Genomic DNA, 24,145 nt, shown 5'->3' on the forward strand with positions numbered 1-24,145 from the left:
GAATCGCTAGTAATCGCGCATCAGCCATGGCGCGGTGAATACGTTCCCGGACCTTGTACACACCGCCCGTCAAGCCATGGAAGTTGGGGGGACCTGAAGTGGGAAGTAACAGTCTTATCAGGGTAAACTCGGTAACTAGGGCTAAGTCGTAACAAGGTAGCCGTACCGGAAGGTGCGGCTGGAACACCTCCTTTTTGGAGCCGATTGGTGTATCTCTTCGAAGTGCATCGAGAAGTTGAGTTCGTGCTGACGTTTGTTAAGGACTTTGTCTTCCTCTTCGGAGGTAGACAATCTGTTCTTTGACCTACAGGGAGAGACTGATTACATCGATGAGGTGTAATCATGACAAAGCGATCACTAGTTTACTAGTCGATCATGGATAGAACATTTTTAAGTAAGCGATAATACGCAGCAAAGGGTGTCTGGGGGATGCCTAAGGCTTCTGATGGCGATGAAAGGCGTGGCAAGCGACGAAACGGTACGGGGACCCGCTGGCAGGGGCTGATCCGTATGTGTCTGAATGGGGCAACCCGGTGGTTTGAAGAACCATCACTCCAGTAATGGAGAGCAAACGCGGAGAACTGAAACATCTAAGTACCCGCAGGAAGAGAAAACAATTGTGATTCCGTCAGTAGTGGCGAGCGAAAGCGGAACAGCCCAAACCAATCACGTTACGGCGTGGTCGGGGTAGTAGGACCTGACATCAAGTCAACAATCGAACTGAAAGCACTTGGGAAAGTGCACCATAGAGGGTGAGAGTCCCGTACGGGTCAGGGCGTTGATGGGTTGGGACTCCTGAGTAGGGGGGGACCGGAGAAATTCCCTCTGAATCTGCCGGCACCATCCGGTAAGGCTAAATACAATCAGAAGACCGATAGCGCAGAGTACCGTGAGGGAAAGGTGAAAAGTACGGGGAGTACCCGGGTGAAATAGAACCTGAAACCAGGCACTTACAAGCGGTTGGAGCCCCCAGAGTGGGGTGACAGCGTGCCTTTTGCATAATGAGCCTACGAGTAACCGTCACTGGCGAGGTTAAGATCGTTGACGATCGGATCCGAAGCGAAAGCGAGTCTGAACAGGGCGTCTAGTCAGTGGGGGTTGACGCGAAACTTGGTGATCTATCCCTGGCCAGGTTGAAGGGGTGGTAACACACCGTGGAGGACCGAACCGATAAGCGTTGAAAAGCTTCCGGATGAGCTGGGGATAGGGGTGAAAGGCCAATCAAACTGAGAAATAGCTCGTACTCTCCGAAATGTTTTTAGGAACAGCGTTACGTGTTACTGTCTGTGAGGTAGAGCGACCAACAGGATGCGGGGGAGTCACATCCTACCAACTTCTGATGAACTCCGAATGCGCAGAGAGGTGCGTGGCAGTGAGGGCTTGGGTGCTAAGGTCCAAGTCCGAGAGGGGAACAACCCAGACCATCATCTAAGGTCCCTAAGTGTGAGCTAAGTTGAACAAAGGCGGTCCGGCTGCTGAGACAGCCAGGAGGTTAGCTTGGAAGCAGCTATTCCTTTAAAGAGTGCGTAACAGCTCACTGGTCGAGCGGGGCGGGCGTCGATAATAAACGGGCATCAAGCACACCACCGAAGGTATGGACATACACACGAGTGTATTGTGGTAGGAGAGCATTCTATGGGGGGTGAAGTTGTGGCGTGAGCTATGGTGGACCGCATAGAAAAGCAAATGTAGGCATAAGTAACGAGAATGAGGATGAGAACTCCTCACACCGAAAAGCTAAGGTTTCCTCCGCGATGGCAGTCATCGGAGGGTTAGTCGGGGTCTAAGGATAAGCGGACACGTGATTTCTGAAGGGGAGCAGGTTAATATTCCTGTACTATCTATGCAGGTAAATTTATGACGGAGTGCCAGAGATTCTAGGTCCTGACGGAATAGGGCGTTGAGCGGAGGTTTCGGCTGAAGCGAAGAGTTGACGGGGCTTCCAAGAAAAGTAGATTTACGTTAAGCGTATGGATACCCGTACCGTAAACCGACACAGGTAGCTGGGATGAATATTCTAAGGTGCGCGAAAGAATCATGGTTAAGGAACTCGGCAAGATTACCCTGTAACTTCGGGATAAGGGGGGCCGTCTGGCAACAGCGGCTGCAGAGAAGAGGCCCAGGCGACTGTTTACCAAAAACACAGGACTCTGCCAAAATGAAAGTTGACGCATAGGGTCTGACACCTGCCCGGTGCTGGAAGGTTAAGGGGGGAGCTTAGGGGTAACTCGAAGGTTTGAACTGAAGCCCCAGTAAACGGCGGCCGTAACTATAACGGTCCTAAGGTAGCGAAATTCCTTGTCGGGTAAGTTCCGACCTGCACGAATGGTGTAACGATCTGGGCACTGTCTCAACCATGAGTTCGGTGAAATTGTAGTAGCGGTGAAGATGCCGCTTACCCGCCACGGGACGGAAAGACCCCGTGCACCTTTACTACAGCTTAACGCTGAATGCCGGTCAGGCATGTGTAGGATAGGCGGGAGATTGCGAAGCGGTGTCGCCAGGCATCGTGGAATCAACCTTGAAATACCGCCCTTGGCTGACTGGCGTTCTAACTGGAGACAGGACCGCGTTTGGTGGGTAGTTTGACTGGGGTGGTCACCTCCGAAAGGGTAACGGAGGTTTCCCAAGGTTTGCTCATGCCGGACGGTAATCGGCAGGGGAGTGCAATAGCAGAAGCAAGCTTGACAGTGAGGCCCACAAGCCGATCTGGTGCGAAAGCAGGGTATAGTGATCCGGTGGTTCCGCATGGAAGGGCCATCGCTCAAAGGATAAAAGGTACGCCGGGGATAACAGGCTGATCTCCCCCAAGAGCTCACATCGACGGGGAGGTTTGGCACCTCGATGTCGGCTCGTCACATCCTGGGGCTGGAGAAGGTTCCAAGGGTTCGGCTGTTCGCCGATTAAAGTGGCACGCGAGCTGGGTTCAGAACGTCGTGAGACAGTTCGGTCCCTATCTGTGGTGGGCGTGGGAATACTGACGGGATCTGTCCTTAGTACGAGAGGACCGGGATGGACTCACCGCTGGCGAATCGGTTGTTTGGCCGCAGGCACGGCCGAGTAGCTACGTGGGGAACAGATAAGCGCTGAAAGCATCTAAGTGCGAAACTGGCCTGAAGATGAGTGTTCCGGTATAAAGGGGTGTTGTAGACGACAACGTTGATAGGCGGCAGGTGTAGGCATGGAGACATGTTGAGCCGAGCCGTACTAATGTCCCCGGACGCGTGTTATGGTGTTTACTTGAAGAGATTGTTCTATTGGTGATTGGTTGGTGGGGTTGGTGACAGACGAAATCAGGGTCTCTCTCTGTGGGGAAAAAGACATACCGATATTGATACGTAAGCCGAAAGGCTGGTGTCTGAAGAGTCACTCAGGTTGGTGCTGGTAAGGCGGGTGTTCACCTCTTCCATCTCGAACAGAGCCGTTAAGCCCCGTACTGCCGATGGTACTGCTGTCACAAGCGGGAGAGTAGGAAGGTGCCACCTGACTGAAATTAAGAGAGCCTGTCCACAAGACAGGCTCTCTTTGTTGTTACTGGCAACTCCTTTTTTGAGGAGTAGATAGTACTAATCTTGACTTTTCTGTATTTTAGCTACTCTAAGTCAACTTAGTATAATCAATGGCTATCTTCAAACTACAAATCAATGGGCGCGCCTATCAGGCTGACGTTGATTCCGATACACCTTTATTGTGGGTATTGCGAGACAATCTGGGCTTGGTTGGTACAAAATATGGGTGTGGAATCGCACAATGTGGTGCCTGTACTGTGCATTTAGATGGTGAAGCAACTCGTTCTTGTGCATTGCCCGTATCAGCCATTGGTAAATCGAAGGTGACAACGATTGAAGGCTTGTCCGCAAATGGAACGCACCCCGTCCAAAAAGCTTGGGACAAGATTGATGTCCCCCAATGTGGTTACTGCCAGGCAGGGCAGATTATGACCGCTGCAGCCTTACTTAAACGTAATCCTAAACCTACACAGGCTGAAATTGATGATACCATGACAGGCAATCTATGCCGTTGTGGGACCTACCATCGTATTCGTGAAGCCGTAAAACTCGCTTCTGAAACTATATCGACCACTTCTGTTCCTTCTAAAGCGCCAAAAACGAAATAGTTATGCGAACCTTAGTCGATACAAATCGTAGGAATTTCTTAAAAATAGCTGCCCTGACAGGTGGTGGTTTGGTGTTGAATTTCAATTGGACCGATGCAGAGTCAATAACATCGGGGACGAATACACCAATTATTGCTCCAGGTGGAATTGATTTTAATAGTTATCTTTCCATTAATCCTCAGGGCATTATCACGATTCTGTCGCCGAATCCTGAAGTAGGGCAGGGTATCAAAACAGCTTTCCCAATTATCGTAGCGGAGGAGTTAGATGCTGACTGGACCAAAGTTATAGTTGAACAGGCTCCACTGGATACCAAGAAATTTGAACGACAGGTTGCTGGAGGAAGTGGTTCTATTCCCCATTCATGGAAACGACTACGTACTGCGGGTGCAACTGCTCGTCAGATGTTGCTTACCGCAGCGGCCAAACGCTGGAATGTACCTGTTTTGGAATGTACCACAGCCCCAAACGTGGTAATACACAAGGGAAGTAATCGTCAGGCTACTTATGGTGAGTTGGCCACCGAAGCGGCTCAATTACCAGTTCCTACCGATGTTAAGCTAAAGGAAATAAAAGATTTCAAGCTGATTGGAAGTACAGTTAACAATGTCGACAATCCAAAGATCATAACAGGCAAGCCTTTATTTGGGCTTGATTTTTATAGAGAAGGGATGTTGTTCGCCATGATACAGCGTCCAGCCTTTGGTTATAAGCTGAAATCGTTGAACGCTGCTGCAGCCAAAGCTATGTCGGGTATTGTTGATGTAGTGACGTTTGATAATAGCATAGCTGTAGTTGGCAAATCAACATGGCAGGTTAAGAAGGCGAAAGATGCGTTGAAAGTCGAGTGGGAAAAAGCCGACGCTTTAGAAAGCACCGCCGACCATAATAAACTGTTTAAAGAGCTATTAGATAGTTCGAATGCAACGGTTCGCCGAAAGGATGGTGATGTGGAAACAGCATTTAAGAATGCTGCGAAAGTTGTAAAAGCTGAATATCAATGCCCATTCTTGCCGCATAATCCACTCGAACCCATGAACTTCTTTGCGCATGTTCGATCTGACGGCGTTGAATTAGTTGGACCGACGCAAACTCCCGAGTTAGCACGGAACGAAACCGCTAAATTGCTAGGAATTTCGCCTGATAAAGTTTCGGTGCAGCTTACAAGAATGGGAGGAGGATTTGGTCGACGCCTGAAAGCAGATTATGTAATTGAGGCTGTACAAGTATCAAAGTTGGTTAATGCACCAGTAAAATTGATCTGGTCGCGTGAGGACGACATGACCGGAGGAAGCTATCGACCAGCTGTTCGGTATCGGTTTGAAGCTGCTTTAGATGCACAGGGTAACCTGATTGGTTATAAACTGCGCGGTGCTAGTATCAATGCGGGAAATGCAACGCGAGAAGATAATTTTCCGTCGGGCGCTGTGGAGAATCTGTTAATTGACAGCGCAGACCATAAATCGCCAATTACGACTGGGCCGTGGCGGGCACCGATCACCAACTTCCTGGCGTTTGCTGAGCAGTCATTTATTGATGAAGTGGCACAAGCCGCTGGTAAAGATCCCGTTCAATTCCGGCTGGAGCTCTTAGACAAAGCCAAGCAGAAACCAGTTGGCGCTATCAAATATGACATTGACCGAATGAAGGGTGTCATTGAATTAGCCGCTGAAAAGTCGGGATGGGGTAAAAAGAAGGGGGCCGATGGTAAACCTGTTGCGCAAGGGTTTAGCGTTTATTTCTCACACCGTTCGTATGTTGCCCAAGTAGGGGAGGTTGTGATGCAGAAGGGCAAGCCTGTCTTGCAGAAAGTGTATTCCGCAGCCGATTGCGGGGTTGTTGTTAACCAGAGTGGGGCTCAGCAGCAGGTTCGAGGGTGTGTTGTTGACGGAATTGGTCATGCCATGTTTGGAAGTCTTACCTTCAAAGATGGTGTGCCACAGCAAAAGAATTTCAATGAATTTCGGCTTATTCGGTTAAATGAAATCCCGGAAGTAGACGTACATTTTGTTCAAAACGAAATTGAACCTACTGGTTTAGGTGAACCTTCGTTGCCACCTGCTGGCGCTGCTGTTGCTAATGCAATTTTTAAAGCTACCGGAAAGCGATTAAGAAGCCAGCCATTTGTGGAACAGGAAGAATTAAAGGCTGTCTTGTAGTTGAGTTTTTGGTCAGCTGATTTTAACTGGAGCTTTTTACGTTTAACTACTAACCCATATGCATGCACGAGTTATTCAATTTCCATTAAAACCTGAAAGTATCGCTGAGGCAGTTGATTATTTCCGTACTTCAGTTGGCCCGGCTCTGAAAGAGCTTGACGGTTTCAAAAACAGTCGAATGCTGACCAACCCAGACACCAATAAGGGATTGATGGTGACTATATGGGAAACTGAGGAGCATAGGCAAGCTGCCGAAGCCAGTGGTTTTCTTCAAGGAGTGCTTAAGAAGATGGGTGATTACTTCGCTGGCCCACCTACAATTGATTACTATGAAGTAAGCGTTCAGGTATAAGTAAGTTAAGAAGACTACTATACATCGTAACCCTTACACGTATAAACTAGCAAAGCCCAGCAAATAGCCGGGCTTTGCTAGTTTATACGTGGGTTGTCCAACTATTGCATGGCAACAACGCGAGTGATCTGATGAACTGGAGCGGTTTTTAACGTGATTTCTTTGAGAATGCTCCCCTCGCTTGACCTGACTACTATTTCATACGCACCATCGGCGAGGTCAGCAACGTCTAACTTTACGGCATATGTCAACTCTTTCTTACTAATATTTTGGCGGAAAAGTACTTCATGACTTTTGTTCTGAAGCATGATAACAACAGGTAATTCGGCATTTTTTTGTACTGCAACCCGAATTTGATTGTTGGCCGTAACGAACGCACTGGCATCAAATGATAATGTTTTGGGCGTTGTAGGATTGGTTACTGTAGCGGTATTCATTAAGAATGAGATGGCTACTGTGCTGATTAGGGATAACATGGCTGAATTACGTTTAGTGTTTTTGATTAGTTGTTTACTGTTCGCTCTAAGTAAGCCAAAGGTCATGCCAATTAGGCAAGTGGTTGATAATCAATAGTGTGATTTCTGATTTTAATGAAGTAGCCGTCCAATTACGGACAGCTTCCGTTCACTTGCGGACAAAATCTGTTGAGTAGAGTTGACGACTAAGTTTACTTACGTGAGTTCGTGCTTAACTTATGAATAAGAGAGCGTAATTTTGTTTTATCCGGTTTACGTAAACCAATCGTCAGATTTTATAATCAATTATGTCATTACCTACTCAACCCTTACGAGTACTCGTTGTCGGATGCGGCAACATGGGGGCATCGCATGCCATCGCTTACAAGACAATCGGAGGATTCGAAATTTGTGGCATCGTCTCAACTGGCAATAGCAAAGTGGTTCTTAATGAACGCCTTGGTGGTGGCTATGCCTTATATGACGATTATACCACAGCCTTGAAGGCAACTCAACCCGATGCAGTTTGTATTTCAACTTATCCAGATACGCACGAAACCTTTGCTATTCAAGCTTTTGAACAGGGATGTCATGTGTTCATGGAAAAGCCGATTGCTGATACTGTTGAGGGAGCCAAGCGCGTTATGGCAGCCGCTGTTTCTGCCGGGAAGAAGCTAGCTGTAGGCTATATTTTACGACACCATCCGTCCTGGGAAAAGTTTGTTGAAGTGGCGCAGGGGTTGGGTAAGCCGTTAGTTATGCGGATGAACCTAAATCAGCAAAGCCACGGCACGATGTGGACTGTACACCGGAATTTAATGAAAAGCCTGAGTCCAATTGTCGACTGTGGTGTGCATTATATTGATGTGATGTGTCAGATGACCCGTTCTAAACCCGTACAGGTTAATGCGATTGGAGCGCGACTCACGAATGATATACCAGCCGATAACTATAACTATGGCCAGTTGCAAATCCGGTTTGAAGATGGCTCTGTAGGTTGGTATGAAGCGGGTTGGGGCCCAATGATGAGCGAAACGGCCTTCTTCGTAAAGGATGTGATTGGACCAGATGGTTGCGTATCGATTGTGGCAAAAAATGCGGGCTCTTCCGGAAAATCAGATAACGTAGATTCGCACACAAAAACGGAATCGTTGCGGGTGCATAAAGCAGCTCTGGATGCTAACGACCAGTTTGTCGAAACAGATACCTGGATCGATATGCAGGACGAACCCGATCATCAGGAGCTCTGTAATCGTGAGCAACGCTATTTCCTCCGGGCTATTCAGGAAAATCTAGACCTGACCGATCATATGCAGGATGCCGTGAATAGCCTGCAAATTGCCTTCGCCTGCGATGAGTCTGTTCGAACAGGCCAGCCTGTCATGTTGTAATAAAGTTGTCCAGAATGAGGAAAGGCGTGCCAGGGCTCTGAACCGTGGCACGCCTTTCCTCATTCTGGACAACTAACCTCTTCTTACACGTATCGCTCTGCGATGTGCCAGGCACGCTCAGTCGTTTCAACCAGTAGAGGATGGCGTGGTTGACTGAGGGCAATTTCCAGTTCCTCAATAGTGTCTTTGAAGAGTAGATTCACCGGAATTTCGTGCGATTCTAGTTTACTCTTAATGTACATCAACGATGGCCGAACCGTGCCAGAAGCTGCCAGTTCATTGTATCGTTGTTTAGCCGTAGCAAACTCCTCATCACTTACCCCAAATGAAATTACGCGCTCGGGTAATGGATTGGCTTTTCGATTAGCCAGCTGAGCGTCAAGGTCAGCAAGCAGGCGCTTTAGGTGAAACGTATCTTTGCCTGTGCGGATGCGTTCGCGTAAAGACTGGCGAATAAGGTATGTAAGTGAATTGGCCAGATTTAGACCAATTTCTGCCATTTGCTTAAAAATCAGCGAAGAGGGCGACATGCCTGGAATCGTGTTGGGATCGTGGAGCAGAACATCGCCAGCAGGCGTTAAAAAACCATCTATTCGGGCATACACATTGATGCCAAGTCGCGAAAACACTTCGCTGACCGCTAACTGAATCTTACGGTTATTCTCTAAACTTGTTTCGACCGGAATACGCTTTTTGGTGGTATTGAGCTTGTATTTCGATTCAAAGTCAAAACTCGTTACGTTATAAATTTCGGTTGGTGGTAGCGCAATGGCCACCTGGTTATCGTCCTGAATGACACCACACGAAAACTCTTGTCCGCTGATAAATTCTTCAAATAGAACTTCATCTTCGGCGTTCAACGAGGCAAGCGTGATAGATCCACTGCCTTGTTTGGTAATTTCGTCTAGCCTGGCAATGAAATCAGCAGGGTGTTTAATTACCTCACCCGTTTGTTCTATCACGACCGGGAAGCTGATACCCGAATCAAGACTAACCATTTTCTGAGCCAGTTCATGCTTGTCCGCTGGCGCTAAATCAGCCCATTCGCTTAACTTGCTCCAGCCATCGGGTTGAATAGTCATGGTGAAAAAGCACTGCTCAACAGCCCGACAAAACTGTGTTAGATCAGCTTCGCGTACGATTGCCACACCTATAGAGGAGCCCTGATGCGGAGCTTTAACTACGATGGGTAAGCCAAGATGCTCGGTTAATGACTTGAAAAACTGCGCTTTATCAGCCTGTTCGTAAGCATCCCGGCTGATCGTCGTCGTTTTCTTCTGCTGTCCATTAGCCAATGCGATCAGTTCATTTTGCAGGATTTTATTGATTCCCACGGCTGAGCCAACCAGTCCTGGTCCAGTATAGGGCATTTTGTACCATTCCAGTAAACCTTGAATGGCACCATCTTCGCAATCGGGACCGTGCATAGCCAGAAAGGCCAAATCAAAATGGTCACGAAATTGTTCAGGGCGGAGTTCAGGTAAGGTGGTATCCAGGGCATCCGGACTGAGCGATTCATCATAGACCGAGAACCCAGAGCTATCTTGTGGTAAAGTCTCACGCAAAGAAGAAGATCCTAGAAATTCGGGTGTAACGAGCCGAAACCGACCACGTCCATCTACAAACACTAGGACAGGCTCGAAAAGACCCTTATCCAAATTTGCTAAAGCCGTGCGACCACCCGCAAACGACACTTCGCGCTCTCGCGCTGGACCACCGAAGAAAATGCCTATTTTCACTGAATTGAGGGATTTTTGAGAAGTGCAAAGAAACAAAAAAGCCGCCTGTTTTTAGACAAGCGGCCGGTATCTTAAGGTCTAGTACCAATTAATTTCCTTTAAGTCATACGCTTGATAACTATCAGGCTTAGTTGTGCCTTTGAAATAGAGGTAAAAGCATCTGGAAACTACTTCAGCGAGACGTTACTCTGTGTAAATCACAGGAGGATCGTTTTTCGTAGGAATAGCTCGACATACACAGACCTGTATCTAGATCCGTTAATCTAATCTACTATTAAAACGCAGGCGTAATATTGATCGCTTCCACTTTGGTAATTTCTGGCACTGCCTTCAGAATAGCTTCTTCCAGGCCACCTTTAAAGGTCATTGCCGACATAGGACATGAACCACATGAACCCATCAGTTCAAGTCGTACAATTTTATCGTCGGTCACCTCTAAGACCTTGACATTACCACCATCTGCTGCCAGATAAGGCCGCATCGAGTCAAGCGCCTGTTCAATTTTCGTAATAAGTTGGTCGTTACTAACTACCGTTTCCATTGATTGATTGATTTACGGTACAATTTATATTTTCTCGACTATTTATGCAACCTGAACACGCTCTGTGCGGTCAATTGTTGCATTTCGAATAGCTACTTGTTGCGCCAATGCTTCGGCAACCGACCTGAAGGCTTCACTGGCAACGGGTTCGCCAACACTTATCGCAGGTCGGCCATCGTCACCGGCTTCCCGAATGCTCTGCACAAGTGGAATCTGCCCTAACATCGGCACATCAAATTGATCGGCTAATAGTTGCCCTCCTCCTTTGCCAAAAATATAGTATTTGTGGTCAGGTAATTCGGCAGGAGTGAAGTAAGACATATTTTCAATCACGCCTAACACCGGTACATTGATTTGTGGCTGACGGAACATAGCCAACCCTTTTGTTGCATCAGCTAACGCTACTTTCTGCGGGGTTGTTACAATGATGGCTCCTGTCACCGGAACAGTCTGTACGAGTGTGAGGTGAATATCGCCAGTACCTGGTGGCAAATCAATGAGTAAGTAATCTAACTCGCCCCAATCCGCATCGCTAAAAAATTGTTGTAAGGCGCGGCCAGCCATTGTTCCCCGCCAGATAATTGCCTGACCCGGTGCTACTAACAGACCCATCGATAGCATTTTGATACCAAATTGCTGAATAGGCTCCATCCGGGTTTGGCCATCTACCTGAAAAACGCGGGGCTGGATATTCTCAGCGCCGAACATGGTTGGCATAGAAGGACCGTAAATATCAGCGTCGATAATACCGACTTTCGCTCCTGACTTATGTAGCGCAATTGCCAAATTGGCCGTGACCGTCGATTTACCAACCCCGCCTTTGCCCGATGAAACAGCAATGATGTTTTTCACACCGGGTAGCGTTGGGGCATTGGCTCGGGTAGACGTCACGTCCGAACTCATGTCGATAGTAATCTGAATGTCTGCCCCGATGTGCGTATGAATGGCATCCTCGCATCGCTTACGGATAACTTCCTTCAGCGGACAGGCTGGAGTTGTTAGCACAACTGTAAAGCGAACAGAACTAATGCCCAGCGTGATATCCTTAACCATGTTAAGCGAAACAAGGTCACGCTTTAAGTCGGGTTCTTCAACGGTACTCAGCGCCCGTAAAACGGCTTCTTTTGATAATCGGTAATCAGACATTCGGGAGAAAATAATGGGTAATGTACAATGAAAAATATGCGGTGAGTAATATGTAATTTTTAATAGTGTTGCCGAAAGCATTAGTCCGGACAATCCATTGTTCATTATACATTATTCATTTTACACTACACATTACTCAGTATACATTTTTCTAAACGCCCCTGCACCTCTGCCAGTTCCGCCGAGACGTCGATTCGTTTCGACATAGTTTCTAATTCGGCTATTAATTTGATCAGAAACTGCCGATGAGCTGGACTGTTGTGGCCATAAAGTGGACGATGGGCAAGCGATTTGGTGATTTGTGTCCATTTGCTGATAAAATTGCGAAGGTCAGGATCAAACGCACATTCGGCAAACTTCCCAAAAATATAGTCATGCGCCTGTGTATTGGGATGAATCAAATCGGCTTCGTAAAACCGATAGTCGCGTAGATCATCCATCATCAGCTCGTAAGCCGGGAAATAGGTTATCCAGTCATTCCATACCGTCAGCTCATGCGCAATAACCCGTAGTATCGATTTGCTGACGTTGTTGAGAGGAAGTGTATCGCGAGTGTGACGAACAGGGCTTACCGTTACCAATACCTTTAAGTTCGGATTGACTTTGTGAAGCGTTTTCAGTAACCGATTCATGTCATCGCGAAGATGGTCAATCTGGTAGAGGTACTTTTCAAACAGCGCCCCTGGCATTTTATGGCAATTGGCAACTACTTTCCCGGTTTCGATGTGTCGGTAGACCATCGCCGACCCGAGCGTAAGAAACAAAAAATCGGCCTTGCGAATGGCGTCGGAAGTTTGCGTTAAACACGCAATCAGTTTGTCGCGAAGTTCAGCCTGATTGTTCGCCCAGAGCATTGAATGAAAATCGTAGTGAAACCAAACGCCATCCCGTTCAATATAGCCATTTTCATCGGGAGAAGTTCCCCGTAAAGCCATTGTTAGCAGTTTCGAAATGGAGACTGGATTGAAGATCGTACCAAACGGATTATTCAGTACGCTTAATTTAGCATCGACTAATCGCTGCCCCATAACGTCGGCAAAACAGGAGCCAATGGTCACAATTTGGCTATTCAAGCCAATGCGATGGGGGAGTACTTCGGGCGAAAATTCGGTATGAAATTGCATACCTATTTAACAAAAAAACAGACTGATTAGGTCCGTTTCGTCAGAAAAGTTTTCGGCAGTAAGTGGCTGATAACTAGGAGGTAAAGTGACTTATTTTCGGTGTAAATCAGTGTCAGATAGTATGGAATGAGCGTTGTATTCAATAAAAAAAAACCGACCAGATTCGCAAGGTAGCGATCTGGTCGGTTTAGTCTAAAATCGAGTAGCTTATTCAGCCGAAACGACTTCGAATTTCACTTTATGCTTAACATCCTTGTGAAGGTCAATTGACGCTTCGTAGGTGCCAAGAACTTTAACATCTTCAACCGTGATTTTCTTACGGTCGATGTCGAAGCCTTTCGTGCGTAGCGCATCAGCAACCTGCGTGTTGGTCACACGGCCGAAGATTTTGCCGCTGTCACCTGCTTTTGCTGGGATCGTCAACGTCATATCGCCGATACCGTCAGCGATAGCCTGGGCATCGTTTTTCAGTTTTTCAGCTTTGTGAGCTGCTTGGCGAATGTTTTCGGCAACGATCTTCTTATTCGAATCGGTTGCCATCATCGCAAATCCCTGAGGAATCAGGTAATTGCGGCCGTAACCAGGCTTCACCGCAACGGTGTCGTTCTTATAGCCCAGGCCGGCAATATCGGTTTTTAAAATGATATTCATTTTTTGAAAAGTTGTATAGTTGTGTAGTTATAGAGTTATATAGTTCAAGAGTGCATAAGCAAACTTTATAGCTATACAGCAGTATAACTTTACAACTCTATTTTAGAGAATCGCCTACGTATGGGAGGATGGCTAAATGACGAGCGCGTTTGACGGCCTGGGCCACTTTACGCTGGTTTTTAAGGCTTGTACCCGTTAACCGACGAGGTAAAATTTTACCCTGTTCGTTCAACAGTTTCAGCAGGAAGTTGCCATCCTTGTAATCGATATATTTAATGCCGGCTTTCTTGAAGCGGTCATACTTTTTGCGGTTCTCGCTTTTCGAAACTGATTCGTTTTGCAAACTCATGGTTACTGTGCCTAGGCGTTTTCGGTTTGTTTTTTCTTACCCACTAAGCCATTGCGTTTACGATCGTTGTAAGCAACAGCATGCTTATCGAGCGACACCGTCAAATGACGGATAATACGCTCGTCACGGAGATACTCAGTGTTGAGCTTCTCGATGATCGTGCCGGGGGCCTTAAACTCGAAGAGTTGGTAGTAACCCGTGTTCTTATGCTGAATTGGATAGGCTAGTTTACGCAAGCCCATGTTGTCTTCGTGAACAAGCTCCGCACCGTTATCGGTCAGCACTTTACGGAACTTGTCAACGGCGTCCTTCATCTGAGCGTCAGATAAAACGGGAGTTAAAATGAACACCGTCTCGTAGTTATTAAGAAACATTTTTTTTGAATTGGTTTGAAATTAGGGCGCAAAGGTACAAAAAAAGGAGGAAGGAGAAAAGGGAGGAAGGAGAAAACTTTCAAACCCTTCCCTTTTCCCTTTCGTCCTTCCTCTCTTTTCTCCTTTTTGCTATTTTATCGTAAATTCACCTTCGCCAATACGGAAGCCTTCGCAGTAAATTTCAATCGTATACTTGCCTTCATTAAAGCGTTGGCCACCCCGTCCATAAAAATAATCAACTCGCTGACGGCTATTGTCAAAAGTGAATCGCTGCATGGCTGTATAAATCATGCCCTGACCGTTGTAAGTAAACTCGCCAGAACCTGTGGCTAAGTCAGAAACAACTGCCCCGTTAGGGTCCAATATTCGCATATATAATACTTTTTCATCCTGTTTGGCTAGGCCATTAGGGGCTAACAAAACTGATACGTGCACCTTATCGGTTCTCTTAGCTTTATAGGTGCCGCCATCGGTCTCTTTACCTTTTGCATTGACGCCATTAACTGTAACGGCTTCAGCCCGAAGGGCAGCTGCTATCGTGACTTTTTCTTCCAGCTCCTTATTTTTGGACGTAACAGCCACAACCGAATCACTTAATGTTTGTCGTTCGGCTTTCAGACCACTATTTTCCTGATTGAGGTTTGCATTTTGTTGCGTCAATACCCCATTTTCTTCTTTTAATCGCGCGATTTCCTGGTCTTTCTGAGCCAGAATCGTCTGATAATTACGTATTTTCTGGTCGTACTTTTTACTATCGAACGTCCCAACATTCTTCAATTCGCGTTTATCGACTTCCAGTTGCGCTTTCACTTTCATGAGCGAGTCGATACTACCGCCTAATTGCTGGATTTCAGCAATTTTAGCATCTAACTGAGCTGAGATCGAATCGAGTTTCGTTTTGGCGACTAGTACCTCTTCTGTTTTAGCCGCAATGGTAGCATCTTTTGTTTTATTGTCCTGCCGCTCCTGATAGTAGAAATACAGGAGAAGCACGTTGAGGGCTGCCAGAATTAATAAGGCGGCTAATAAATAACTACGGCTGTTGTTATTGGGTTGAGGTCGGGGTTCCATTGGTGTCATAAATTGCGAGGATGGGTATTCACTTAATCGTTACCAAAACCAGAGTAGTCGCGAAATTATTGTGTTACTGTAGGATTTCCCATGAATTTTGGGCAAAAACTACGGGTTTCTGCGTAGTTCTCAAACCTATCTTTGCACAATATTAATAAACGGTTGCTTTTGACCACTATATTGACTAGTATGATTGCTGATACGATTCGCCTGATTGAGAATGAATTAGCGGGTAAAGCCAAACTAATTGCTGTAACCAAAACTAAACCTGTACCGCTATTACAGGAAGCATATGATGCTGGCTGTAAACGCTTTGGCGAAAATAAAGTGCAGGAAATGGTTGATAAACAACCACAACTACCCGCCGATGTGGAATGGCATCTTATTGGTCATTTGCAAACTAACAAAGTTAAATACATTGCCCCGTTTGTAACGCTTATCCATTCGGTCGATAGTTTAAAGTTAGTGCAGGAGATTAATAAGCAGGCTGCCAAACAAGGACGCGTTATTGATTGCCTTTTACAGATTTATATTGCCAATGAGGAGACCAAGTTTGGTCTTTCGCCCGATGAAGCAGAAACGCTCCTTAACGCACCTGAATTGAACGATCTGGCTAATATACGCCTTATTGGTTTAATGGGCCTAGCCACGAATACAGATGATGAAGGCCAGATCCGACAGGAGTTTCGGGGATTGAAGCAGTTGTTTGATAAACTGGCTCAGTTTCAGCATCCGCGTGTTCAGTTTAGCGAACTCTCGATGGGAATGAGTGGCGATTACCGTATTGCGCTAGAAGAAGGCAGCACTATGGTTCGGGTAGGGAGCGCTATTTTTGGGAGTCGATAAAGTATTCTGGACGGCCACGTCCGGATAGGGTTATTCATAAATTTTCACCCGGATGTGGCCGTCCAGGATACACTTCTATGAAATTCTTTATTCAGGCAGGCGCTGCTTTAGGGTTGTTGGGCGTTGCCTTAGGCGCGTTTGGGGCACACGCATTACGAACTATGCTCGAAGCTTCGGGCCGAACTGCAACCTTCGAAACGGCTGTTAAATATCAATTTTATCACGCATTAGGACTGGTGCTAGTGGGCTTACTGATGCACACATTCGGCTCTAATGAAACAATTGTGAAGCTCCTCAACTGGTCGGGGTATGCGTTTCTGGGGGGAGTACTTATTTTTTCCGGGTCGCTGTATATCCTGTGCTTTACAGGCATTACCTGGCTCGGTGCCATCACACCTATTGGTGGCCTCGGCATGATCATAGGCTGGGCACTGCTGTTGTGGGCCTTTTTGTAAAATGATGAATTATGAATGATGAGTTATGAATTAGCTAATACCTTAACTCATCATTCATAATTCATCATTGAATCCTTATCTTTGTCGTCTGATTCTGAGAATAATGCAAACCAATATACAGGCTGAAACCGCTCGTCGGCGGACATTTGCCATCATTAGTCACCCCGATGCGGGGAAAACAACACTGACCGAAAAACTTCTCCTGTTTGGAGGAGCCATCCAGACTGCCGGAGCTGTTAAATCTAATAAGATTAAAAAAACAGCTACGTCAGATTTTATGGAAATTGAGAAACAACGGGGTATTTCCGTGGCTACCTCGGTGATGACTTTCGAGTACGATAATCTGAAGATCAATATCCTCGATACACCTGGTCACAAAGATTTTGCCGAAGATACCTACCGCACATTAACCGCCGTTGATAGTGTTATTCTGGTGATTGACTGCGTAAAAGGCGTAGAGGAACAGACCGAGCGACTCATGGAAGTTTGCCGGATGCGTGACTCGCCGGTTATTATTTTTATCAATAAACTCGACCGCGAAGGCCGTAATCCGTTCGACTTGTTGGATGAGTTAGAGGAGAAACTGAACATACGTGTGCGGCCCATGACCTGGCCGGTCAATATGGGGTCAGATTTTAAAGGAGTTTATAACCTGATCGAGAAAAAGTTATATTTCTTCAAAGTCAATAAGACTAAAGTAGAAGACGATGTCCTGGCTATTGATTTGGCGGATGATCTACTGGATCAGAAGGTAGGGGCTCGGGATGCGGCTCAACTTCGCGAGGATGTTGAATTGATTGAAGGCGTGTACGACGATTTTGATCGGCAAGCGTATCTGGACGGAAAATTAGCGCCTGTGTTCTTTGGCTCAGCCGTCAATAACTTTGGTGTTAAGGAGTTGCTCGAAGGGTTCTGCGATATTTCACCGGAACCCATCGCCCGGCCGACCGATAAGCGGGAAGTGTTTCCAGATGAGAAAAACTTCAGCGGGTTTGTCTTTAAGATCCACGCCAACCTCGATCCGCGCCATCGTGACCGGATCGCCTTCCTACGGATTTGTTCAGGGGTATTCGAACGGAATAAGTTTTACCACCATACGCGCCTGGATAAAAACGTACGCTTTGCCAGCCCATTCAGTTTTATGGCTGATAGCAAGAGCGTAGTGGAAGAAGGATTTCCCGGAGACGTAGTTGGGTTATACGACACAGGTACGTTCAAAATTGGTGATACGCTGACAGAAGGCGAAGAATTACAATTCCAGGGTATTCCGAGTTTCTCTCCCGAGATTTTCAAGGAGCTTGTCAACCTCGACCCGATGAAGTCGAAGCAATTGGATAAGGGTATTCAGCAGTTAACCGATGAAGGAGTAGCTCAGCTATTTACACTTGAATTGGGTAACCGAAAAATTGTTGGCACCGTGGGTGAACTTCAGTTTGAGGTAATTCAATACCGATTAGAGAACGAATACGGGGCGAAATGTCGTTGGGTACACCTGAATTACACCAAGGCCTGCTGGATTACAGCGGAGAACCCGGTTAAACTGGCTGAATTTATCCGATTAAAAGGCAATCAGATTGCTTACGATAAGGATCAGAACCCTGTTTTTCTGGCCGAATCGGACTGGATGCTACGGATGAACCAGCAAAATAACCCTGATATTCAGTTCCATCTGACATCAGAATTTAAAGTGGCAGCCTAAATCGTTAGGCCCATACGCTTAGATTCTGCCCTTCAACTAAAACTCATTTTAAGCGAGTGGGTTGTTATAAGTATTACTCACGTTAAAACGGATTATACTATGACACGCTCACTCGCAACACTCGCGCTTGTTTTGCTACTTGCCGGGTCGGTCTCGGCTCAGGAAAAGCAACCAAAACGGTCTTCCGGCAAGAAATCGTCTGCCGGAACCGTATCGGCAACGGATGCTGCCCGTTCAAACCCATCGGCAGCGAATACGCATGATGGTACCAACGGGGCATCTATTGGCGCTGGAACTGGTTTGACAAATGACCAGGCGCAGGCTTCACAAAATCCAACGAATAGCCCGGCAAAGGTGGATGCCAGTAGTAGCATTAAAACGGGCGCGTCGTCTGTAAAAGGTCAAAAAAGATTGCCTAAGAAATCGAATTAGTAAATGATTTGCTTAGCTATATTGCCTATCATTTAATCGAGGTTTAATAACCTTCTTTCGACTCAGGAGTTTTATCAGGGTATTGTAAACTACTAAAACCAGATAGACTAATGAAAAAGTTAATGATGGCTGCCGTTGCAATTTGCTTACTATCGGGCGCTGCTTTCGCGCAGGACGATGTGAAAAAGGAGCGTAAGCAAATGAAAAAAGATGCTAAAACAATGAAGCATGATGCTAAAAAATCCGGCGACGACATGATGGCCGACTCGGCTAAAATGATGAAGAAAAATGCCAAAATGATGAAAAAGCAATCGAGCTAATATATACTCGCTACTCGCTTTACCTTGAAGTAGCCTCCCGGTCAGGAGGCTATTTTTGTGTCTAGACAACTCAATGGTACTAGAAAAAGTATAACTTTTTTGCTAATAGGTAGTTTATCTAGGTAATAGTCCCAATAATTTAACTACTAACGTTATGAAGAAGCTAATGATAGCCAGCGCAGTTGTGCTGCTTATGGTAGGTTCTGCAGTTGCGCAGGACAACACGAAAAAAGTAGCCAAAATGGAGGCCAAAGAATTAAAGCATGATGCTAAAATGGCCAAGAAGGAAGCTAAATTAGAGAACGACCATATGAAGGCAGATGCTGCGAAAGATCTGAAGCACGATGCTAAGATGTTGAAGAAAGACGCAAAAAAGGCACCTTCGAATTAATACATAATCAGTTTGTTACCCTGAAAGCCTCTCATTTCGAGAGGCTTTTTTTATGCTTTCTAAATAAATTTTGTTAAAAGCTTGACATGTAAATAAAAAGATAACTACTATTGCAGTGTACTATTTAACTAATACACTAAAACAACTGATGATCTATGATCAAGCTAAGTAATGTATCGTTTGGTTATCAACGGGGGAGGCCGCTTTACGAAGGTCTTGACTTAAGCCTGTCAACAGGGTCAATTTATGGATTACTGGGGCCTAACGGGGCCGGGAAATCGACGCTTCTGCGTTTGGTGTCTGGCTTATTGTACCCAAAATCAGGCACGATTCGAGTTGGCGACTATCTGCCCGGCAATCGCCAGCCAGCATTTCTGGAAGATATGTTTCTGGTGCCCGAAGAGTTCTATATGCCCTCGGTACGTATTCGGCAGTTTGTTGACTCCAATGCGCCATTTTACCCCCGTTTCGACCGAGAGCAAATGAAAAACTATATTCAGGAGTTCGGTTTGACCGACAATCAGAAACTGAATGAACTCTCGTATGGGCAGAAGAAAAAAGTACTGATTGGATTCGGTTTGGCCACGAATACGGCCGTATTGCTGATGGATGAACCAACAAATGGGCTCGATATTCCCTCAAAAAGCCAGTTTCGCCGATTGGTTGCCGGAGCGGTTGATGAACGTCGGACAGTGGTGATTTCGACACACCAGGTTCGTGATCTCGAAACACTGATTGATCCGGTTGTGATTCTAGCCGAGAATTCCCGTTCGAATATGACCGTCGCGCTGAAAGCCAGCGTAGAGGCTATTACGGCCAAATTGTGGTTCGGCATGGTTTCGGAACTGGATACAAACCGCCCGATTTTGTATTCCGAGCGAGCCATAGGCGGGTATGCCATTGTTGCCGAAAACCTGACGGGTGAACCCAGTCGACTCGATTTGGAGCGGCTTTTCAATACGGTTCAGGCCGAACCACGCCGGATTAGTCAATTGTTTTCAGACACCTCAATCTATGCAACCCTATGAACCAGACTTTTTCAATTAACCGCTTCGGGCGGTTGTTACGCAAGTATTTTACAGATAGCCGTGGGCAGTTGCTGGCCAGCCTTGGTTTATTGATAGGTTGTTTAGTTGTCTTTGGGGCAATCACATATCAAAGCATTCCTGTTTCTGTCAGAAATACGCGGTCAATCCTATTTTTTGCGCTTGGTTGGCCCTGTTGGTACATTTTTACAGTACAACAAATCGCAGGAATAAATCAGAAGGAGCGCGCCATAAATTACCTGATGCAACCCGCTTCCCAGTTCGAAAAAATAGCGCTTATCTGGCTTATTTCAGGACTTGGATTTATAGTCGTTTACTTAGGCCTATTCTTTCTGGCCGATACAATTGGGGTTTCATTCATAAATAATCGGCATTGGTCACCCGATAAACTTGTGGAGATTCGTGAGCGAGGAAGTATGCTCAAAATTGAGCCCTTTTTTAACCACATCAGTATGCGCGACATACCGACTTCGTCCTGGGTTTTTACGGCTCTACTACACTCATTTACGCTCGCATTTGCTTTGCTTATTCGGCGTTACACATTGCCGCTCGTTGTAATTGTCGCATTTGGATTACTATTCTCGGGTTTATTCATTAATAACTTCCTGTTACAAAACCTGACTGGTTCCGACACCATTAGAAGTAGTTTTCCCTTTGCAGAGGGAATTGCCAAATCGCCAATTCAGAAGTATCAATACCGGATAGTCCAGATCCCCAGTTTCATAGGTAGTCAATTACGATATATAGTGGGCTTTACGGCAATTGTTCTGCTGTACATAACGGCCTATGTTCGACTTAAAGAGCGGGAGATATAGCGATGGATTTTCGAGACAAACAAGCCATTTATCTGCAAATCGCTGAGTATGTAAGTGAGCAGATCCTGCTGGGTCGCTGGCCAGTGGGAGAGAAGATTCCGTCGGTGCGTGAATTGGCTGCCGAATTGGAAGTAAACCCGAATACCGTCATGCGAACGTATGAGTTTCTAAGTCAGCTAGAGGTTATAGCAAACAAACGCGGCATCGGCTACTTTTCTGCCGACGATGCGCTGGACAAGATTCGCTCATTTCGCCGGGAACAGTTTCTGCAAAATGATTTGCCTCAATTCTTTAAAAACCTGACCCTTTTGGGAATTAGCCTGCGCGAAATAGAAACACGCTACGATGAATACGTAAATGCAACCACTAACGCACAATGAAAACAAGTTATATTCTTTTGGCTGTTATTGCCCTCGTCACGTTAACCGGCATGATCGCTACGGATGTATTGCTCAAGCAGCAATTCGAGAAAATCGACTGGAAAAATCCGTATCAGGAATTTGTCGTACAGCCGCTGCCAACGGCTAAACACTGGGTTATTGAAGGGTCGCCAAATGATGAAATACTCGTTATAAAAACAACTGGGAAATCTCAGGCATTAATTGATCCTGACCAGGTTAAATTTTACCGGGCTGACCAAAAAGGCGATACTGTCTTTATAGCCTTCACTCCAGATTATAGCGGCTATCAAAACGAACCTCGCGACGATGCCAATCGTGAATTACGAGTGCAAGTGGTACTGCAAGTGCCTGTGGTCCAGTTGCTACAAGTTAAAAACAGCCGTTTGACGTTACAGGACTGGTCAACGGATAAGCTGGTGGTATCGCTGCAAAAAAGCCGCTTACGAACGGTAAATCTGTCGGTTTTAGATTCACTTACGTTAGTAGCCAATCAAAATAGTTTCGCTGCCCTGGGAAATGATCAAGTTAAATCGTTACGAGCGATTGTGGCGGATTCGAGTGGTATTGGTCTGAAAAACACGCAGATAAACGCGTTCAAGATGCAGGCTTCGCCAAAGGCTCAACTAGATTTGCAAGGACAGGCGTTGAAATGGCTGAAGTAATTAGAATTATTAGTGCTTTTTCAAAATAGATGCTATGCGATTCTTTCGATTCTATTGGTTATCAGAAAAAAGAATCAAAAGGATCAATAAAATCTGGTTTGGACGAGTACTAGCTAGTTGCCTCCGATTGAGCGTGTTCGTCGGCAGAATAAGTGGCTTCCGGGAGCTTGGCTGAGCGATAGGGGATGGGTAGTGTTATCCAGAATTTAGTGCCTTTGCCAACAACCGACTCAACTTTGATAACCCCTCGATGGAGTTCGATGATTCGTTTAGTGAGGGCCAGACCAATACCGTGGCCTTTGATGGTCATGGTTGATTCGGAGCGGTAGAAAGGCTCAAAAATGTGGGGTAAATCGGATTCTGGAATGCCATAACCCTGATCGGTAAACGTGAGTTGTACGAACCCTCGTTCAAACGAAATTCTGACCGACACACTCTCATTGGGCGAATACTTGCAGCCATTTTCCATCAGGTTCTGGAAAGCCGTCTGGAGGAGCGATTCTTCACCGTTGATGACGAGTTCTTCTTCCTGATTTGGCAAATTGTCGAAGTCAATGTCAATCTGGTAATCGGGCTTTGTATGGATCACATGGCTCTGAGCTTGCCATAATAGTTCGTCAATACGCAACGGTTGATGATTTAACATGACTGCGTCTGAGCTGGCACGCGCCAGTTCAAGCAAACCGTTTACGAGTCGAATCATACTTTTAACCTCATCGAGCAAAGCGTCCAGAGAAGACTCATATTCATCCGTCGAGCGCGCCATAAGTCGGGTTACCTCAACCTGTCCCATCATGACGGTTAAGGGCGTTCGTAACTCGTGAGATGCATGCGAAACGAAACTCTTTTGCAGGACGAAGGCTTCTTCGAGTCGGCTGAGTAAGTCATTGAATGTATTCGCCAGATCCGCTAACTCATCGCGTTGTCGTCCTACGCGTAATCGCTCGTGGATGTTGGTTGCCGAAATTGCGTTTACCTGGCCAATCAGTTCGGCAACGGGACGGAGTGCGTCAGTAGCAAATAAATACCCGGCGATTCCAACGATCACCAGGCTCAATAACCAGCCTGAAAACAGAATTTCACGGAGTCGATCGAGTTTCGTCAGGCCATAGCGATCGTTACCCGATGCCACGATCAGCAGAACCTGTCCCTTTGAGTTCAGGTGCCGAACACCAACGGCTTCCAGATCGCCAATGCGGCTATACTGCGGATGTTTAAGCGTGATTTTGCTAAGAAAACTCGGCGTTACCGGGTAGTGAGGACGTTGATTTCCCTGGTTGTACAGGACTACACCTTTGGAGTTATATACCGTTACCTGTTCGTTGACCATAACAGGTAAATCGGCCTGAGGCACTTCGCCTACATCTTCGCGAAGCCGTACTGTAGTAAATGCCTTTTCGGAGAGTCGTTGCTCAAATTCCTGTTGTCTGAACTGATCGTACAGATAGTAAACAGAAACCGTAAAAAGCAGCATGATCGAAGCGACCAGCAGAACAAAAAGCAGCGTTAGGCGAGTGCGGATGTTCATAGAAAAGGAGGAAAGGGAGGAGGGGAGAAAGGAGGAAAGGGAAAAGAGAAGTTACTGATACAATCCCTTTTCCTTTTTCCC

At 46.3% G+C, this 24,145-nt stretch carries 24 protein-coding genes and 3 rRNA genes (1 of these 27 only partly in view); 17 read left to right on the forward strand and 10 right to left on the reverse strand.

Annotation, left to right across the window (positions count from 1 at the left end; translation table 11 throughout):
• The 6 genes from H3H32_RS09185 to H3H32_RS09210 all read left to right on the forward strand — a co-directional run.
• Positions 1-194, forward strand: a 16S ribosomal RNA gene (locus H3H32_RS09185); it begins 1,313 nt to the left of the window's first position.
• A gap of 208 nt (positions 195-402) precedes the next feature.
• A 23S ribosomal RNA gene (locus tag H3H32_RS09190) occupies positions 403-3,232 on the forward strand.
• A 142-nt stretch (positions 3,233-3,374) separates the two neighbouring features.
• Positions 3,375-3,485 (forward strand): 5S ribosomal RNA (rrf, locus tag H3H32_RS09195).
• The 16S, 23S and 5S rRNA genes sit together here, the layout of an rRNA operon.
• Positions 3,486-3,619: 134 nt before the next feature.
• Entirely contained in the window at positions 3,620-4,117 is a 498-nt protein-coding gene (locus H3H32_RS09200) for a (2Fe-2S)-binding protein (protein WP_220472624.1), read from the forward strand.
• Between the two features lie 2 nt (positions 4,118-4,119).
• Positions 4,120-6,276: a xanthine dehydrogenase family protein molybdopterin-binding subunit gene (locus tag H3H32_RS09205; protein WP_182462389.1), complete on the forward strand. Its 2,157-nt coding sequence runs from the start codon at positions 4,120-4,122 to the stop codon at positions 6,274-6,276.
• Between the two features lie 58 nt (positions 6,277-6,334).
• Entirely contained in the window at positions 6,335-6,628 is a 294-nt protein-coding gene (locus H3H32_RS09210; protein WP_182462390.1) for an antibiotic biosynthesis monooxygenase family protein, read from the forward strand.
• A gap of 101 nt (positions 6,629-6,729) precedes the next feature.
• On the opposite strand, the gene H3H32_RS09215 is transcribed toward H3H32_RS09210, so the two are convergent.
• Complete coding sequence (locus tag H3H32_RS09215; protein WP_240543732.1) at positions 6,730-7,104, reverse strand: hypothetical protein; 375 nt, start codon at positions 7,102-7,104, stop codon at positions 6,730-6,732.
• A gap of 287 nt (positions 7,105-7,391) precedes the next feature.
• Between H3H32_RS09215 and H3H32_RS09220 the strand changes: the two genes are divergently transcribed.
• Positions 7,392-8,474 (forward strand): Gfo/Idh/MocA family protein, encoded by a 1,083-nt coding sequence (locus H3H32_RS09220; RefSeq protein WP_182462391.1) that lies wholly within the window; start codon positions 7,392-7,394, stop codon positions 8,472-8,474.
• An 83-nt stretch (positions 8,475-8,557) separates the two neighbouring features.
• Here the strand turns inward: H3H32_RS09220 and H3H32_RS09225 are convergent, their stop codons facing one another.
• The 8 genes from H3H32_RS09225 to H3H32_RS09260 all read right to left on the reverse strand — a co-directional run bounded on the left by H3H32_RS09225 (position 8,558) and on the right by H3H32_RS09260 (position 15,469).
• Positions 8,558-10,213 (reverse strand): D-alanine--D-alanine ligase family protein, encoded by a 1,656-nt coding sequence (locus tag H3H32_RS09225; protein ID WP_182462392.1) that lies wholly within the window; start codon positions 10,211-10,213, stop codon positions 8,558-8,560.
• Between the two features lie 274 nt (positions 10,214-10,487).
• Positions 10,488-10,754: a NifU family protein gene (locus H3H32_RS09230; RefSeq protein WP_182462393.1), complete on the reverse strand. Its 267-nt coding sequence runs from the start codon at positions 10,752-10,754 to the stop codon at positions 10,488-10,490.
• Between the two features lie 42 nt (positions 10,755-10,796).
• Positions 10,797-11,900 (reverse strand): Mrp/NBP35 family ATP-binding protein, encoded by a 1,104-nt coding sequence (locus H3H32_RS09235; protein WP_182462394.1) that lies wholly within the window; start codon positions 11,898-11,900, stop codon positions 10,797-10,799.
• 125 nt (positions 11,901-12,025) lie between these two features.
• A complete protein-coding gene (locus tag H3H32_RS09240; RefSeq protein ID WP_182462395.1) occupies positions 12,026-13,024 on the reverse strand; it encodes a GSCFA domain-containing protein in 999 nt (332 codons plus the stop codon).
• Positions 13,025-13,231: 207 nt separating this feature from the next.
• Complete coding sequence (rplI, locus tag H3H32_RS09245) at positions 13,232-13,675, reverse strand: 50S ribosomal protein L9 (protein WP_182462396.1); 444 nt, start codon at positions 13,673-13,675, stop codon at positions 13,232-13,234.
• A 97-nt stretch (positions 13,676-13,772) separates the two neighbouring features.
• Positions 13,773-14,024, reverse strand: a complete 252-nt coding sequence (gene rpsR, locus H3H32_RS09250) for a 30S ribosomal protein S18 (RefSeq protein ID WP_182462397.1) — start codon at positions 14,022-14,024, stop codon at positions 13,773-13,775.
• Between the two features lie 11 nt (positions 14,025-14,035).
• On the reverse strand, positions 14,036-14,398 hold the full coding sequence (gene rpsF, locus H3H32_RS09255) for a 30S ribosomal protein S6 (protein WP_182462398.1): 363 nt from the start codon (positions 14,396-14,398) through the stop codon (positions 14,036-14,038).
• 129 nt (positions 14,399-14,527) lie between these two features.
• Complete coding sequence (locus tag H3H32_RS09260) at positions 14,528-15,469, reverse strand: DUF8428 domain-containing protein (protein WP_182464293.1); 942 nt, start codon at positions 15,467-15,469, stop codon at positions 14,528-14,530.
• A gap of 189 nt (positions 15,470-15,658) precedes the next feature.
• On the opposite strand from H3H32_RS09260, the gene H3H32_RS09265 reads away from it, so the two are divergent.
• The 10 genes from H3H32_RS09265 to H3H32_RS09310 all read left to right on the forward strand — a co-directional run bounded on the left by H3H32_RS09265 (position 15,659) and on the right by H3H32_RS09310 (position 22,536).
• Complete coding sequence (locus H3H32_RS09265) at positions 15,659-16,315, forward strand: YggS family pyridoxal phosphate-dependent enzyme (RefSeq protein ID WP_182462399.1); 657 nt, start codon at positions 15,659-15,661, stop codon at positions 16,313-16,315.
• A 77-nt stretch (positions 16,316-16,392) separates the two neighbouring features.
• Entirely contained in the window at positions 16,393-16,770 is a 378-nt protein-coding gene (locus H3H32_RS09270; protein ID WP_182462400.1) for a DUF423 domain-containing protein, read from the forward strand.
• 103 nt (positions 16,771-16,873) lie between these two features.
• Positions 16,874-18,469 (forward strand): peptide chain release factor 3, encoded by a 1,596-nt coding sequence (locus H3H32_RS09275; protein ID WP_182462401.1) that lies wholly within the window; start codon positions 16,874-16,876, stop codon positions 18,467-18,469.
• Positions 18,470-18,568: 99 nt separating this feature from the next.
• Complete coding sequence (locus tag H3H32_RS09280; protein ID WP_182462402.1) at positions 18,569-18,901, forward strand: hypothetical protein; 333 nt, start codon at positions 18,569-18,571, stop codon at positions 18,899-18,901.
• A 110-nt stretch (positions 18,902-19,011) separates the two neighbouring features.
• The gene (locus tag H3H32_RS09285; protein ID WP_182462403.1) at positions 19,012-19,221 is read left to right on the forward strand and encodes a hypothetical protein; all 210 of its coding nucleotides are present in this window, start codon (positions 19,012-19,014) and stop codon (positions 19,219-19,221) included.
• 154 nt (positions 19,222-19,375) lie between these two features.
• Positions 19,376-19,612, forward strand: a complete 237-nt coding sequence (locus tag H3H32_RS09290) for a hypothetical protein (RefSeq protein WP_182462404.1) — start codon at positions 19,376-19,378, stop codon at positions 19,610-19,612.
• A gap of 155 nt (positions 19,613-19,767) precedes the next feature.
• Entirely contained in the window at positions 19,768-20,640 is an 873-nt protein-coding gene (locus H3H32_RS09295; RefSeq protein ID WP_182462405.1) for an ABC transporter ATP-binding protein, read from the forward strand.
• Positions 20,637-21,473 (forward strand): hypothetical protein, encoded by an 837-nt coding sequence (locus H3H32_RS09300; RefSeq protein WP_182462406.1) that lies wholly within the window; start codon positions 20,637-20,639, stop codon positions 21,471-21,473. The genes H3H32_RS09295 and H3H32_RS09300 overlap by 4 nt, the downstream gene beginning before the upstream one ends.
• A 2-nt stretch (positions 21,474-21,475) precedes the next feature.
• Entirely contained in the window at positions 21,476-21,853 is a 378-nt protein-coding gene (locus H3H32_RS09305; protein ID WP_182462407.1) for a GntR family transcriptional regulator, read from the forward strand.
• Positions 21,850-22,536, forward strand: a complete 687-nt coding sequence (locus tag H3H32_RS09310; RefSeq protein ID WP_182462408.1) for a hypothetical protein — start codon at positions 21,850-21,852, stop codon at positions 22,534-22,536. Before H3H32_RS09305 ends, H3H32_RS09310 begins: the two co-directional genes overlap by 4 nt.
• 109 nt (positions 22,537-22,645) lie before the next feature.
• Here the strand turns inward: H3H32_RS09310 and H3H32_RS09315 are convergent, their stop codons facing one another.
• Entirely contained in the window at positions 22,646-24,064 is a 1,419-nt protein-coding gene (locus tag H3H32_RS09315; RefSeq protein WP_182462409.1) for a sensor histidine kinase, read from the reverse strand.
• Between the last annotated feature and the right edge of the window lie 81 nt (positions 24,065-24,145).

The organism is Spirosoma foliorum, from assembly GCF_014117325.1.
Lineage (GTDB): Bacteria > Bacteroidota > Bacteroidia > Cytophagales > Spirosomataceae > Spirosoma > Spirosoma foliorum.

What these genes read in the sequence shown, in the direction of transcription:
- H3H32_RS09260 (WP_182464293.1), bottom strand. Translation starts at nt 15,469, where the DNA reads ATGGAACCCCGACCTCAACCCAATAACAACAGCCGTAGTTATTTATTA.
- H3H32_RS09230 (WP_182462393.1), bottom strand. Translation starts at nt 10,754, where the DNA reads ATGGAAACGGTAGTTAGTAACGACCAACTTATTACGAAAATTGAACAG.
- H3H32_RS09220 (WP_182462391.1), top strand. Translation starts at nt 7,392, where the DNA reads ATGTCATTACCTACTCAACCCTTACGAGTACTCGTTGTCGGATGCGGC.
- H3H32_RS09305 (WP_182462407.1), top strand. Translation starts at nt 21,476, where the DNA reads ATGGATTTTCGAGACAAACAAGCCATTTATCTGCAAATCGCTGAGTAT.
- H3H32_RS09235 (WP_182462394.1), bottom strand. Translation starts at nt 11,900, where the DNA reads ATGTCTGATTACCGATTATCAAAAGAAGCCGTTTTACGGGCGCTGAGT.
- H3H32_RS09265 (WP_182462399.1), top strand. Translation starts at nt 15,659, where the DNA reads ATGATTGCTGATACGATTCGCCTGATTGAGAATGAATTAGCGGGTAAA.
- H3H32_RS09295 (WP_182462405.1), top strand. Translation starts at nt 19,768, where the DNA reads ATGATCAAGCTAAGTAATGTATCGTTTGGTTATCAACGGGGGAGGCCG.
- H3H32_RS09315 (WP_182462409.1), bottom strand. Translation starts at nt 24,064, where the DNA reads ATGAACATCCGCACTCGCCTAACGCTGCTTTTTGTTCTGCTGGTCGCT.
- H3H32_RS09280 (WP_182462402.1), top strand. Translation starts at nt 18,569, where the DNA reads ATGACACGCTCACTCGCAACACTCGCGCTTGTTTTGCTACTTGCCGGG.
- H3H32_RS09275 (WP_182462401.1), top strand. Translation starts at nt 16,874, where the DNA reads ATGCAAACCAATATACAGGCTGAAACCGCTCGTCGGCGGACATTTGCC.
- rpsR (WP_182462397.1), bottom strand. Translation starts at nt 14,024, where the DNA reads ATGAGTTTGCAAAACGAATCAGTTTCGAAAAGCGAGAACCGCAAAAAG.
- H3H32_RS09240 (WP_182462395.1), bottom strand. Translation starts at nt 13,024, where the DNA reads ATGCAATTTCATACCGAATTTTCGCCCGAAGTACTCCCCCATCGCATT.
- rplI (WP_182462396.1), bottom strand. Translation starts at nt 13,675, where the DNA reads ATGAATATCATTTTAAAAACCGATATTGCCGGCCTGGGCTATAAGAAC.
- H3H32_RS09200 (WP_220472624.1), top strand. Translation starts at nt 3,620, where the DNA reads ATGGCTATCTTCAAACTACAAATCAATGGGCGCGCCTATCAGGCTGAC.
- H3H32_RS09210 (WP_182462390.1), top strand. Translation starts at nt 6,335, where the DNA reads ATGCATGCACGAGTTATTCAATTTCCATTAAAACCTGAAAGTATCGCT.
- H3H32_RS09300 (WP_182462406.1), top strand. Translation starts at nt 20,637, where the DNA reads ATGAACCAGACTTTTTCAATTAACCGCTTCGGGCGGTTGTTACGCAAG.
- H3H32_RS09270 (WP_182462400.1), top strand. Translation starts at nt 16,393, where the DNA reads ATGAAATTCTTTATTCAGGCAGGCGCTGCTTTAGGGTTGTTGGGCGTT.
- H3H32_RS09205 (WP_182462389.1), top strand. Translation starts at nt 4,120, where the DNA reads ATGCGAACCTTAGTCGATACAAATCGTAGGAATTTCTTAAAAATAGCT.
- H3H32_RS09215 (WP_240543732.1), bottom strand. Translation starts at nt 7,104, where the DNA reads ATGTTATCCCTAATCAGCACAGTAGCCATCTCATTCTTAATGAATACC.
- rpsF (WP_182462398.1), bottom strand. Translation starts at nt 14,398, where the DNA reads ATGTTTCTTAATAACTACGAGACGGTGTTCATTTTAACTCCCGTTTTA.
- H3H32_RS09285 (WP_182462403.1), top strand. Translation starts at nt 19,012, where the DNA reads ATGAAAAAGTTAATGATGGCTGCCGTTGCAATTTGCTTACTATCGGGC.
- H3H32_RS09290 (WP_182462404.1), top strand. Translation starts at nt 19,376, where the DNA reads ATGAAGAAGCTAATGATAGCCAGCGCAGTTGTGCTGCTTATGGTAGGT.
- H3H32_RS09310 (WP_182462408.1), top strand. Translation starts at nt 21,850, where the DNA reads ATGAAAACAAGTTATATTCTTTTGGCTGTTATTGCCCTCGTCACGTTA.